The following is a 13,251-nucleotide window of genomic DNA, read 5'->3' as shown; positions in this document are numbered from 1 at the left end:
TGGCGTTCTTGGAGCCACGGAGGACTATATGTCGAGCATCCGCCCCAGGGATCTCCTCGTTCCGCTTCCGCTGCTCGTGGCGCTCCTGGCCTGCGGAAGCGACCCTCGCCCCACTTGTGACGTGGTGCCGAGGCAGGACGGGACGCGGCTCCTGATCTGCTCGGACGGGACGAGCACCGTGCTCCCGAAGCTGCCGACCGAGAAGCCCGGCTGCACCGTCGTCGGGGAGGCGAAGCTCTTCGGGCGGTCGAACCACGCGGCGATCACGGTGACCCTGGCCGACACGGCTTCCGGGGCGAAGGTCGAAGCGCGGCCGAGCCAGGACGGCACCTATGTGTTCCCGGCGTTGACCAGCGGCGTCTACGACCTGACCTTCGAGGCGCCCGGCTACAACTCCGAGAAACTAGGCCAGCTCGTGGTCGCGCCGGGCGCATTCCGCGTCGATCCGGTGGAGCTCCGGATGGGTAAGAAGCTCACCGACAGCCCCGCTGCGCGACTCGTTCCGTCGCCCGACTACGACGCCTTCGTCGCGATGGGGGAGAGCGATCCCGGACCGGCGACGCTATGGGAGGAGGACGGCTGGTGGTCCAAGCCCCTGGGCGGGGACGTGGCACGGCTCTCGTTCTCTCCGAGCGGGCGGCGGCTGACCTTCCTCAACGACTCGCGCGGCGCCAACGGCCCCGGAACGCTCTACCACTACGACCGCGACGCCGGGGCCCTGTCCAAGGTCGACACACTCGTTCGCGAGTGGATCCTCGCCCGAGACGAGGCTTCCATCGTGGCGCTGCAGGAGGGGAGTCGTCTCCTCTACTGGACGACCAACATGAGGGAGGATGCGCTCGTGATCTCGGAGGGCGTTCTGGGATGGTGGGCGGATCCGGAGCTGCGGACCGTTGTCTTTCGAATCGGGACCGGGGAGCTGATCGTCTGGGACCTGGCTGCAGGAGGAGGCGCGACGATCGGTAGCGGGAGCGGACCGATCACGTTCTCGCCCGATGGGCGCTCTTTCGTCTTCACTGCCCTCGACAGGGCGATGCTCTGGGACGGAGCGCGGAACGAGGTCGTGCCTCTGGCCGCCCCTACGGCCAACGGCGCGATTTTCAGCCCGAACGGGAATTGGGTCCTGCTCAGGAAGCCGGGCCTCGATCAGGTCCTCTTCGACCTCGAGAGTGGCCGGCAAGACCTCCTCCGGTCGGTGTTCTGGGCGCACTTCAGCTCCAGCAGCGACGCGCTCTTCTACGTCGCCCCGAATGATTCGGGCGCGGTGGTCCTCACGCGGTGGAGCCTGCCAGACCTCCGGTCCGAGTCCATCGAGGGCATCGAACGTATGCCGCCCCCGCGCGTCGTTCCTGCCCCCGGCGGCGAGGCGTTGCTCTTTCGCACGAACGTTTCGATCACCTGGGTTCCTGGCACCGGCAGCGATTTTGTCGGCACCCTGATGGGCTGGCGCCGTGACCGCGGCTTCGAAGAGCTCGCGCGCGACGTGGGCTCCACCTGGACGCCCAGCCCCGACGGCGCATTCGTGTCCTTCGTGCAGGGTAGCGTCCGGGTGGTGAAGGAGCTCGAGAGCGGCGACTCCTGGAGCGTCGGCGAGGTACTTCTGCCCAACGCTCCCGCAGAGTGGGATCCGAGCTCGACGGTCCTGCGCTTCGGATCGGGAGATATCCCCCTCACGCACTGGGCGTGGGATACGGAGCGGAAGGAGGCTGTTTCCCTGGGAGACCAGGTCGATTCCTCCAACTGCCGCTTCGCCGGAGACGGATCGCTCGCATGCCTCGCCCGCCGCTCCTCCAACGGCGGCGGGTCCGAGATCGTCCGATGGGACCGGCCGTCGAACCGGGTCCGCGTCCTCACCGACGGGATCTGGGAGCTCGACGGGAGCGGCCAGGGCTCGCGCCTGGGACTCTTGTCCCGACCGCGCATTGAGACGAAGGACGGCCTCCTGCTCGTCTTCGACCCCCAGCTCCCCGAGCCGGTCGCAGTCGACGACGAGGTGGAGCTCATGCTCTCGACGGCGCGCTGGCTCGCCTACTCGATCGGCGACGACACCTCCGAACGACCAGGACTCTACGTCACCGACTTCCCGACCACCCCCGTGACCAGGTGAACCCGATGAGATGCGCCATCGCAGCTCTTTTCCTCACCGGACTGCTCTTCAGCTGCTCGAAGAACGACGCGAGCCCGTGCACCGTCACCGAAAACCACGACGGGACGAGCACCTTCCACTGCGGAGGCAAGGATTTCACCTTGCCCGGAGGGGGTTCGAAGGCGGATTGCACCTATCTCGAGGCGCCCGACGGCTCCTTTACGATCACGTGCGAGAACGGGATTACCGCTCACTTCGATCCGCAGGGACGGCCGATCTTCCCGGGGAAGGGCGCGATCACCGGCAGCGCCTTGCTCTACGGCATGCAGGAGCACGAGGGGATCCTGGTCCGCCTCGTGGGAACCGACGCTTCGGTCACGACCGACGTTGGCGGCACGTGGATTTTCGCCGGCGTCCCTGCGGGAACGTACACCCTGACCTTCGAGGCGCCCGGCCGGGTCCCGGAGGAGCGCAGGAACGTCACCGTGGTGAACGGCGTCTTCCGGATGGATCCCGTGGTCCTCAAGCACGGGAAGAAGATCGGTCCCTCCTTTCCGATGCGTGAGGTGGGCGAGTCGCCCACCTCCGAGACCTTGTACGATCTGGAGGATTCGTTCGCTCTCATCCCCCACCGGCTGCGGATCTGGGACGTCTCGAAGCGCCAGCCGACGGACCTGAGCGCCACCGCGCTGTTTCCCTCCTACAGCGACGACGGTCGGCTGCTGGTCTTTCTGGAAGACCGCTCCTCTCTCGGGAGGGTCACGATCTGGGACGTCGAGGCACGGCGGAGCGACGTGGTCTTCTCCGGGGCCACCGGCGCGCAGTTCATGCCGGGCAGCCATTCCGTGCTGATTCGGACCGAGGATTCGCTCTTCGTGTGGGCGGAAGGCGGCGAGCTCCTCTCCCTCGGCGCTTGGAAGTCGAGGTTCGTCGACTGGGACCGCTGGCCGCCAGAGCAGCCGGGGTTGGTCCTGCCGTCGCCTGACGGCGGAATCGTCGCCTTCCAGCGCCCCTCCGGCGCTCTGGTTGTCTGGACGGAGGCGACGCGGTCGGCGGAAGTGGTAGGCGGCGCCGACGGGGACCTGTTGTCGGCCCAGTGGTCGCCGGATGGGGCGTACCTCTCGTTCACGACTCTCGACCAGGCCGTGCGCCAGACGGTGAGCTTGTGGGACCGGAGCGCCGGGTCGACGAAAGTCCTCGCGACCAGCGACAGTTTTATGGGGCCCTTCGGCCTACTCTTTGCTCCCGACAGCTCCAGCGCCGCGTTCCGGACGTTCGTAGGCGAATCGGCCCTTTCGCTCTGGAGGCGGTCGACGGGCGACGTCGTCCGCGTTCTACAGGGCGATGCGGAGTGGTTCGAATTCATGGAGGGAGGCTCGTCCCTCCTCGTCCAGGAAACATTCCGTGCGGCGCTCTCCGTGTATCGAGTGGGCACGGGCGCCCGCGAGCCCCTCGGGAGCATGTTCTTTGGAGTCCATCCGAGCCCGGACGGCGGAAGCGTGGTCGTCGAGCTCGGCGATGGGCTGGAGGTGATCCGGCTCTCGGACCTCAGCAAGACGACACTCAACGGAATGAACCCCCAATGGGGCTCTGACGGCAAGTGGTTGGGGTTCCTCCAGCCGGCGGAGACGAACGGCCCGTTCCTCAAAGCGTTCGAGATATCGACCGGGCGCGAGCTCCGGGTCGCAGGGAACATCACCTCGTTCAGCGTCCACGAAGCCGGCCTCTTCTTCCTCGCGGTGAAGGACGGCCAGAAACCGGACAGATTCTGCATCGCCGATTACATGAGGAATCTGACGCCCTGCCCTGGCAGGGTCGGGAGCGGCACCCCTCTCAGCGCTCTCAGCGCCCCCAGCGTGTCGGGAAAGAACGTCTTCTTCCTCGGTTGCGGGGACGACGGAGTCTGCGGCCGCTTGAAGAAGGTCGACCTCGTCCACGGCGACTTCGACGCGATCCCCATCGACCACGATGTGTCGGATTTCCGGCTCTACAACGGCTTCCTCACCTACACGATCTTCTCGGAATCCGACGAATCGGACGGCGTCTACCTCGTGACCGCTGTCGAGTAACCGCACCGGCCCCGCTCCAACCCGGCAGGGCGGCCCAGCCGCCATGCCGCCTGCCCGGGTAGACCTTCCTTGGCGGCTCCCGTCCTCGTCCGACGGTGCGAATTGTCGGACTCACCCGGCCGCGTTTGGTCGAGGAGATGGGCGCCGAGTCTGCGCCCGGGGGTTGCGAGCATGAAGCGTCTGTTCCTGGCCGCGGGTGCGGTCATCGCACTGTTGGCCGCAAGCGGCTGCAGTACGAAGTTCGAGTGTGACAAGATGTGTGAAGAGGGCGGCAAGTGCCCGACGCCGGCCTCCTCGTCGGCGCAGATCAGCGCCTGCCAGGATCGCTGCGACACCATCGGCAACCAGAGCGATACCAACGCGGACGCGATCAACGACTGCCGGTCCTGCCTCCGTGATACGTCGAACAGCTGCGCCGCGACCTTCGTGAACGGCTCGTTCACGCAGGGCTCCTGCAACGCCCGCTGCAGCGTCGCCCAGCCGGCCCTCGATCTCCTCACGGTGGCGCCTGGGACGGGCGGCACCGGAGGGTTCGGCGGTACCGGTGGCCACGGCGGCACCGGAGGCACGGGCGGCACCGGCGGGCAGGGCGGCACCAACTAGAATCCGGCAGAAAGCGCAGGACCCCGATGGCCCGCGGCTCCAACGCCGCGGGCCTTTTCGCGGTTCAGGCCACGGCCACCGGCTCGGCGCCCTTGCGGGAGGGGCGCCGCAGACGCGTCCAGACGAGCGGCGAGAGCGCGAGCAGCACCTGGGCCGAGAGGCCGAAGGCGTCGGGGAAGATCCCCAGCAGGTCGACAGAGAAGAGCGGCAGCGGCCGCACGGGCAGCGCGCCCACGGCCTGCATCGCGTGGATCCCCTTGCCCAGGAGCACGACAGCGGTGGCGAAGAGCAGCACCGTCGAGGCGCGGAAGAGGGGCTTCATCGGGAGCTTGTAGCCCACGCGCTGCACCAGCAGCACCAGCACGAGCAGGGTGGCGAGGCCTGCCGCCGAGCCCCAGGCCACGCCGGAGGGCGAGTCCACCGAGAGGCCCTGAAGGAAGAGGACCACCTCGACGCACTCCCGGAAGACCGCGGTGAAGGCGATGGCGAAGAGGCCGAGGGCGCTTCCCCGTCCGACCGCGCCCTCCATCTTCTCGCGGATCTCCTTCATGTACTCCGCGACGTGGGAACGGGCGTTCAGCCAGGCGGTGTGGTAGAGCAGCATCCCCACCGCGACCAGCGCCGCGATCCCTTCGACCCACTCGGGGTTGAAGCCGGAGAGAAGCTTTCGACCGAAGAGGAAGGTCACCACGCCGATCCCCAGCGCCGATGCCCACCCGGCGTGGACGACGCGGGCGTGGGTGGTCTGCTTCATGCGCTTGAGCACCGCGAGCAGCGCCGCCACCACGATCATCGCCTCGAAGCCCTCGCGCACGATCACGAGGAGCGCGCCCCAGAACGCCACCGAGGCCGAGGCCGGGACGGTGGCCCTCTCGGCCCTCTCGAGGAGGGCGAAGAGCGCCTCCGCCTGGGGGCCGAGGTCGGTCTTTCCCTGGTCCAGGTCGAAGCGCATCCCAAGGAAGACCGCCTCGATCTCCCGGACGAGGCCGGCGTCGCGCGAGCCGATCATGAGCTCGACGGGCTCCACGCCGCCGAGGTAGGCGTCGAGGAGCTTGCGGCGGGCGGCCGCCGCGTCACCCGAGGCCGCGAGGCGCACCGCCTCCTTCACGCCGGTCTCGGCGGCGAGGAGGGACTGGGCCGGGTCGATCCGCGGCAGCTCCGAGCGGAGGCAGCCGACGGCGTCGTCTCCGTAGGCCGCGGCGAGGGCGTCGTCGGAGGAGGTCGCCAGCTCCTTGACCGACACCCGCGTGGGGTTTCCCGCGCAGCGCGGATGGCGGAGGGAGTGCACGAAGAAGGCGAGGGACCAGCGGTCGTTCTCGTCCAGCGAGGGGAAGCCGGGCATCGCGGTCCCGGTCACGCCGAAGCTGATGGTGTTGAACGCCTTGTAGGGAGAGAGCGGCCCCATCACCTCCGGATCGTGGAAGCTCGCCGGAGGCGGGTTCATCGTGGCCGCGACGGGGGTGTCGCCCCTGCCTTCGGCGCCGTGGCAGGCGGCGCAGCTCTCGGCGAAGAGCGCCCTCCCCCGCTCCAGGTCGGGCGGATGGCGGGGGCTGCGGACGAGCCCGCCGAGCCGGACCAGCTCCTCGATCAGCGCCTGGCAGCCCTCGCGGACCTCCTCCGGCGCCTCGCCCCGGTCCACCCGCTCCTTCAGGGTCTCGAGCTTCGCTACCGCGGGCTCCGCGGACGCTCCCAGGTCCCTGGCGCCAGCGAGCGCCTCGGCGATGAAGGAGCGCTGCTCGGCCAGCTCGAAATCCGAACGGGACTCGACGGCCAGGGGGTAATCGGCCTCCAGGTACTGGAGGATGCCGATCAGGCGGTGCCAGTCCTCCTCGCGCGGCGCGGCGGTGGAAATGGCGGGTGCGAGGAAGACCAGCAGCAGCGGGACGATCGCGAGCGTTCTCACGGGCCGCGTTCTAACACCGGCCCGCCCGCACTTCAATTTTGAGAATCACAATCAACTTCGCGGACTTGGAGGCCTTCACAACGGGTCAAATGCCAATTGATTGACAGTCGACTTGTTCCTGGCAGGATCCGTAGGCCTGCCACGCACATGGGCCCCGGGGGGCGGCCCGAGCGCGGCTCGGCGACCACGTCGTCCATCCCCGCCAATGGAGCTCAGCCGTGAGAAAACTCGCCCCTGCCCCCACTTCCCGCTCCGATCGCACGCCCCGCCTCCGCGCCCGCCGGATCGCCGTGGACATGGCCTCGCTCGGGGAAGTGACCGCGACGCTGGAGCACACGAGCCTTGGCGAGATCACCGCGCGCGTCCGGGACCTATCCCTCCATGGCCTGGCGATCGAGCTGCCGATCGACGCCGGCTCGACCCTCTTTCCTGGCGACCGGCTCGAGACCCTGGAGGTCCGCGCGGACGAGCGTAGCCTCTTTCGCGGGAGCGGCACGGTCCGACGTCTCGGCGAGTCGGACGAAGGAATCGTGGTCGGGATCGAGCTCGAGGGCGACGGCCTCGACCTGGCCGAGCTCCACCGTCGGGGCGCGCGGCGCAGCTTCGACCAGCGGCTCCAGGCGTTGGGTCAGGCCCGCGCGCGCAACGCGAGCGTCGGGAGCGCGTTCAAGGCATGGGCGGCGGACCTCCTCAGCGGCCTCGAGGTGCTCCGCGACTTCCTCGGTCGGGAGGAAGAGGCGCTGTTGGCCGAGGACGATTTCACTCGTCGTGAAGTCGAGGCGCAGATCCTCGACGCGATCCACCCGTGGATCGTGAAGGAGATGGTGGCGGCGCGCACCACGCTGAACGAGCTCGTCGGCGGGTTCTCGGACGAGGAGCATCAGCTCCATCGCGCCTACCTCAAGCGCCACGTCGCCCCGCTCTTCGCCGAATCGCCCTTCATGAGGCGCGCGCTGGAGAAGCCTCTCGGCTACGCGGGCGACTACGAGATGATGAACATGCTCTATCGCGATCACCGCGAGGGGAGCACGCTCTTTGGCAAGGCGCTCAACCTCTACTCCACCAACGAAGAAGCGGCGATCGCGAACATCAACCGCATCGAGTTCCTGGGAGCGATGATCCGCGAGCGGATCGAGCGGGCGGATCGCGACCGCATCCGGATCGCCAGCATCGGCTGCGGGCCCGCTAGGGAGATCGCGGCGCTCCTCAACAAGAGCCCGGAGCTCGGCGCCCGCCTCGATGTCGCGCTGGTGGATCAGGAGGATCGCTCGATCGCCTACTGCGAGAAGACGCTGGCGCCCCTGGCCCGCGCGACCAACGCCCGCGTCCAGGTGATCCGCGAGTCGGTCCGGAGGCTCCTCACCGCCCAGGCTCTCGGAGAGGCGTTAGGAGAGAGGGAGCTCATCTACAGCGCCGGCCTCTTCGATTACTTGAACGAGCGCACCTCCCGCGCCTTGATCTCGATCCTCTACGGCGCCCTCGCGGACGGTGGCCGCCTCGCGGTCGGCAACGTCGCCCATCACAACCCATCCCGCTGGACGATGGAGTATTTCTCCGAGTGGTTCCTGATCCACCGCACGCCCGAGGAGCTCCTGCGGCTGGCGGAGGGCCTCTCGCCGGCACCGCGGCAGGTCCGTGTGGACGCCGAGCCGAGCGGCGTAAACCTCTTCCTCTTCGTCGAGAGATGAAGATTCGCTCGAAAGAGCGTGTTCGAACGGTGGGCGCAGCTTGAGTCGGACGACGACGATTTCGGAGTTTCGCGCCCACCTCGCCGAGCGGAACCTCGTTGCTGCCAGGCTCGCCGCGCTCCTCGTCGCGGTCTTGATGCCGGCGGGCGTGGTCCTCGACTGGCTCACGAACCCCGAGCTGGTCCAGCCCTTCTTCACCCTTCGCGTCGCGGCGGCTGCCGGCTCGCTCGTGGTGCTCGGCCTCACCTACGTCGTCCGCGACGAGCGAGTCACCTTTCCGCTGGGGCTGCTCCCCGCGCTGATCGGCTCGCTCGCGATTGCGGCCATGATCGGCCGCCTCGAAGGCTTCTCGTCGCCCTACTACGCGGGCCTCAACCTCTGCATCCTGGGCATGGGGATCGTCTTCGTCTGGCGCATCCTCCAGACGACCCTCGCCTGCCTTGCGATCACCTCGTTCTGGCTGGTCCCCGCCCTCGCGTCCGGTTCCTCGGTCTGGGAGGACCCCGCATTCTTCAACAACCTCTATTTCCTCCTGCTCACCTCGGTGATCGCGGTCGCCTCGAATGAAGTCAGGTACCGCCAGGTGCGCCGCGAGCACGAGGCACGCACGAGCCTGGCCCGCACGTCCGCGCAGCTCGAGGAGGCCCTCTCGCAGCTCAAGGAGCTCGACAGGACCAAGACCGAGTTCTTCACCAACATCTCCCACGAGCTGCGGACGCCCCTCACCCTGATCCTCACTCCCGTGGAGGATCGCCTGGCCCGAGACGGGCTCTCGGCCGATGAGCGCTCGTTCTTCGACGTGGTCCGCCGGAACGCCTACCGGCTGCTTCGGCTCATCGACGATCTCCTCGATCTCTCGCGCATCGACGCAGGCCGGCTGCGGCTCCGGGTGGCGCCCGTCGACCTCCGCCTCCTCGCGGAACACTCCCTCGCGGCGTTCCGTCCCGCGGCGGAGAGCCGCGACATCGAGCTGGAGCTGACGACCGCCCAGGTCGAGAACACCTTCGGCGACGCCCACCGACTCGAGATCGTCCTCACCAACCTCCTGGGGAACGCGCTGAAGTTCACCCCGGACGGCGGCCGGATCCGACTGGAGGTCAGCTCTTCCGACACCGAGGCGACCGTGAGCGTCACCGACTCCGGCCCGGGGATCCCCGAGGCGGATCGGGAGCGGATCTTCGAGCGCTTCTTCCGATCCGAGTCCGGCGGGAACCATCGCGTCCAGGGCGGCGCCGGGATCGGCCTCTCGCTGGCCCGTCAGCTCGTGGAGCTCCACGGCGGCCGGCTCGAGATCTCCGGCGGTTCCGGCGAGGGGACCACTTTCACGATGACCCTCCTCCTCGGCAGGGAGCACTTCCGTCCCGAGGTGGTCGAGCGGAGGCAGGTCGCGGTCGACGTCGCCGACGGGCGTCGCGCGGGCGACATGCAGCTACCGCCCGGTTCCGAGCCGACGCTCCCGGAGGCGGGCCCTGCGCCGGAAGCCGCTCCGATTCGGCTGGAGGACGGCCGCCGCCCGAGGCTCGTGCTCGTCGAGGACAACGACGAGATCCGCGAGATGGTCCAGCGGATCCTCGCGCCTTCGTTTGACGTGGAGGTCGCGAACGACGGCGTGGCGGGCCTCGAGCTCGTGCGCTCGAGCCGGCCGGACCTCGTGATCTCGGACGTGATGATGCCGCGGCTCACGGGCACGGCGCTCTGCGCGTCCCTCAAGGCGGACCCTGCGCTCCAGAACATCCCGGTGATCCTCCTCACCGCCCGCAGCGGCTCGGAAGCGGTCCTCGAGGGCTACGCCCACGGCGCGGACGACTTCGTGACGAAGCCGATCCATCCGCGTGTGCTGATCGCCCGGGTGCGGGCGCAGCTCCGCCTCCGCTCCCTGGGGCTCACCCTCGCCGCCCAGGCGAAGCTCGCCGCAGTGGGTACGCTCGCGGCGGGGATCGGCCACGAGGTGCGCAACCCCGTGAACGCCGTGGTGAACGGCGCTCGTGCCCTCCTGGAGCGCCAGAACCTCGAGCCCTCGACGAGGCGCGTGCTGGAGGTGATCGAGGAGGCCGGGAGCCGGATCGACGCGATCAGCGCCGCGCTCCTTGACCACTCCCATCCGGGCGAGCAGGATCGACCTCGTCCCTGCGACCTTCGATCCGGTCTCGACGCAACCGTCCGCCTCCTCGAGCATCGGCTCAACGGGATCGAAGTCCACCGTCGCTACGAGTCGAGCCGACCGGTGATCGCCTCGGCGGGAGAGTTGAACCAGGTGTTCTTGAACCTGATCGACAACGCGCTTCGCTCGACGGCACGGAACGTATGGGTCCACGTCGCCGACGCCGGCGCGAACGTTCGAGTCGTGGTAGAGGACGACGGCCCCGGGATCCCGGCCGGGGTCGCAGAGCGGATCTTCGATCCCTTCTTCACCACCCGGGAGCCTGGAATCGGCACGGGCTTGGGCCTGTACCTCTCGAGGAAGATCACCACGCGCTACGGCGGGGATCTCCGATACGAGGGGCGGCCGGGCGGCGGTGCCCGCTTCCATGTCGAGCTCCCGGCGGAGGAGGCAGAATGAGCGCCCCGATTCTCTACGTCGACGACGACCAGGCGAACCTGGTGATCTTCGAGTCGGCGCTCGAGGGCGTCCTGCCGATCCTCACCGCGAACAGCGGCCCGGCGGCCCTCGAGATCCTGCGCAGCCGCGAGATCTCCGTCCTCCTCACGGATCAGCGGATGCCCGGAATGTCCGGCGTCGACCTGGCGGAGATCGCCAAGGTCGAGTTCCCCGAGACGATCCGGATGATGATCACCGCCTACTCGGATCTGAACGCGGCGATCGAGGCGATCAACCGGGGGCAGATCCACCTCTATCTGCGCAAGCCCTGGGACACGCGCGAGCTCCGGCTCTCGCTCCAGCTCGCGCGCGAGCGCTATCTGGTCGGCCGCAAGGTGGTCGAGATGGAGACGCGGCTCGCGGCGACGGAGCGCCTCTACTCGCTCGGCGTGATCTCCGCCGGGATCGCACACGAGATCCGCAACCCCCTGGGCGCCATGGACGCCAACCTCCACTTCGTCCGCCAGGCCGTGGGCGACGTCCAGTCGAAGCTCGAGGGCATCGACGCGCGCCTGACCAAGAAGCTGACGGACGTGGACGAGGCGCTGGCGGACTGCACGCGCTCCATCGAGGCGATCATCGAGATCATGCGTTCGATGGAGCTCGGCGCGAATGCGAGCGACGAGGGCCTCGTCGACCTCGAGGAGGTCGTGGGGCTCGCCGTTCGCTCCCTGCGCGGGCGCGTGCAGCGGGTGGCACGGCTCGAGCTGGATCTCGCGCGGCTGCAGCCGATTCGGGGCTCTCGCACCAAGCTGGGCCAGGTGGTCCTCAACCTCGTGATCAACGCGGTGGAGGCCATGGATCCGGCGCTCCGCGCAACGAACCAGGTGAAGATCCTCCAGTACGCCCGAGACGACGCCTACCGGCTCGTGGTCGAGGACAACGGCCCGGGGATGCCCAAGGACGTGCTGGCGCGGGTCTTCGATCCCTTCTTCACCACCAAGCCGAGCGGCGGCACCGGCCTGGGCCTCGCGATCTCCCGTCAGATCGTCGAAGAGCTCGGCGGCAGCATCGACGCGACGAGCGAGGTGGGCGTCGGAACGCGCTTCGTCGTATCGCTGCCGATCCCCGAATAATCACACGCGGTCGTTCCGCTGACTACGGATCGTTCCCTGCACCGGCTCGCATGGCGGCATCCCATTGTGCTTTACGCATGTCATGGTGCTTCCTGCTGTTGTACCGAAGGCTCACCGTGAGGTCGTCAGAGCCATCGCCCAAGCATTTCAGCTCGATGGCTGTCTTCGGGAAGATCCATTCCATCGTGTAATTGGTCTGCAAGCGCGCTAGAAGCGCATCGAGATGCTCCTTCGACTCTGGACTCTCGCTCGGCTTGCCAGATATCTCGTCGATCTGGTTCTTTACTCGGGCGCATCGGCGTGCAGGATGCCCTTCCTCGTGCCCAAAAAAGAGGATGACCACCCCCTCGAGCCTGCCGTCGACGAACTCGAACCCGACCTTTACCGTAGTTCCTCCTACGTCTACGCGGGTGGCGAGAAGGTCATCGAACGGTTCAGCCGACGCCGGGTACAGTGCCTTGATGTCTGCCTTCGTCATGCCCCAGCGAGCGTTCTGGAATCCCTCTAGAACGCTCGCCGCCTCGGAAGGAGCATCCGCGCTTCTGGTGCTGACGTCGTCTGGAGGGGCGGCGATCGCCGCTTGGGCCGCAAAGGCCACGACGGCTCCGACGACAGTGTGAACCAAGCTCATTCAGTTCCCCATCCATTACGACGGGCAACCTATTCAAGGCTGCGGACGTCTTTCTCTCTCGGCATCATAGGTCTCCCTGGCCTTCTCGCTCGCCGCCGTGTAGTCCGAGAAGTGTCTCCTCACAATCGCCAGCTCGCCGTCAGTCAGACGCAAGGACCTCGGGGTTGGAGGGGGCTCGTTGGCCGCCTTGCCCCTGATGGCCCTGGAGGCGAATATCATCTTGAGCTGCATAAAGGTGTGACGGTTCTTGGTGAAACCATGCTTCCTATAGAACTCCACCATCGCAGCGGGATCTTTTGTGCTGCTGACCTCGACGAATTCTGGCATTATGGCGATGTATCGAACCACCTCCTCTTCTTTCATTGGAGGCTCTTTTTCGATGTCATCAGTCGTTACGGTCCTAAGGGCTTCGCTCTCTGGATCGAGCTCAGCACGGGAACAAGACACCAAACAGATGCCGAAAAGAGCAAGGGCGATGATCCCTGCTGTTCCTCGGTTTCTCATAGTGCTTTCGTGAGTGCCATCCATCGCCATGCGGTCGCCCCCCCGGGTCTCAGGACCAGGCTCGCAGTACCCCATGCGGGCGTGCGGGCGTC

9 protein-coding genes are annotated in these 13,251 nt (G+C 67.6%); 6 read left to right on the top strand and 3 right to left on the bottom strand.

Annotated elements, in window-relative coordinates:
* The first annotated feature begins 28 nt into the window (after window positions 1-28).
* The 3 genes from AKJ08_RS18010 (at window position 29) to AKJ08_RS18000 (ending at window position 4,758) form a co-directional block, all read left to right on the top strand.
* Window positions 29-2,107 (top strand): carboxypeptidase-like regulatory domain-containing protein, encoded by a 2,079-nt coding sequence (locus tag AKJ08_RS18010; RefSeq protein ID WP_050727343.1) that lies wholly within the window; start codon window positions 29-31, stop codon window positions 2,105-2,107.
* A 5-nt stretch (window positions 2,108-2,112) separates the two neighbouring features.
* Window positions 2,113-4,155: a carboxypeptidase regulatory-like domain-containing protein gene (locus AKJ08_RS18005; protein ID WP_157370813.1), complete on the top strand. Its 2,043-nt coding sequence runs from the start codon at window positions 2,113-2,115 to the stop codon at window positions 4,153-4,155.
* 171 nt (window positions 4,156-4,326) lie between these two features.
* The gene (locus AKJ08_RS18000) at window positions 4,327-4,758 is read left to right on the top strand and encodes a hypothetical protein (protein ID WP_157370812.1); all 432 of its coding nucleotides are present in this window, start codon (window positions 4,327-4,329) and stop codon (window positions 4,756-4,758) included.
* A 64-nt stretch (window positions 4,759-4,822) separates the two neighbouring features.
* Here the strand turns inward: AKJ08_RS18000 and AKJ08_RS17995 are convergent, their stop codons facing one another.
* Entirely contained in the window at window positions 4,823-6,661 is a 1,839-nt protein-coding gene (locus AKJ08_RS17995; RefSeq protein ID WP_082343340.1) for an FTR1 family protein, read from the bottom strand.
* A 218-nt stretch (window positions 6,662-6,879) separates the two neighbouring features.
* Between AKJ08_RS17995 and AKJ08_RS17990 the strand changes: the two genes are divergently transcribed.
* Genes AKJ08_RS17990 through AKJ08_RS17980 form a run of 3 tightly spaced genes read left to right on the top strand, consistent with a single transcriptional unit; the run spans window position 6,880 to window position 12,024 of the window.
* The gene (locus tag AKJ08_RS17990; protein WP_050727339.1) at window positions 6,880-8,349 is read left to right on the top strand and encodes a PilZ domain-containing protein; all 1,470 of its coding nucleotides are present in this window, start codon (window positions 6,880-6,882) and stop codon (window positions 8,347-8,349) included.
* Between the two features lie 40 nt (window positions 8,350-8,389).
* Complete coding sequence (locus AKJ08_RS17985; protein WP_050727338.1) at window positions 8,390-10,909, top strand: ATP-binding protein; 2,520 nt, start codon at window positions 8,390-8,392, stop codon at window positions 10,907-10,909.
* Window positions 10,906-12,024, top strand: a complete 1,119-nt coding sequence (locus tag AKJ08_RS17980; protein WP_050727337.1) for a sensor histidine kinase — start codon at window positions 10,906-10,908, stop codon at window positions 12,022-12,024. The genes AKJ08_RS17985 and AKJ08_RS17980 overlap by 4 nt, the downstream gene beginning before the upstream one ends.
* Window positions 12,025-12,046: 22 nt before the next feature.
* Here AKJ08_RS17980 and AKJ08_RS17975 read toward each other — a convergent pair whose 3' ends face one another.
* Window positions 12,047-12,655 (bottom strand): type 2 periplasmic-binding domain-containing protein, encoded by a 609-nt coding sequence (locus AKJ08_RS17975; protein WP_050727336.1) that lies wholly within the window; start codon window positions 12,653-12,655, stop codon window positions 12,047-12,049.
* A gap of 33 nt (window positions 12,656-12,688) precedes the next feature.
* Entirely contained in the window at window positions 12,689-13,189 is a 501-nt protein-coding gene (locus tag AKJ08_RS17970; RefSeq protein WP_157370811.1) for a hypothetical protein, read from the bottom strand.
* Window positions 13,190-13,251 lie beyond the last annotated feature (62 nt).

The sequence above is a fragment of the Vulgatibacter incomptus genome (assembly GCF_001263175.1).
GTDB classification, from domain to species: domain Bacteria; phylum Myxococcota; class Myxococcia; order Myxococcales; family Vulgatibacteraceae; genus Vulgatibacter; species Vulgatibacter incomptus.
Note: the sequence above shows the minus strand (reverse complement) of the source record. Positions and strands in the feature narration are given on the sequence as shown.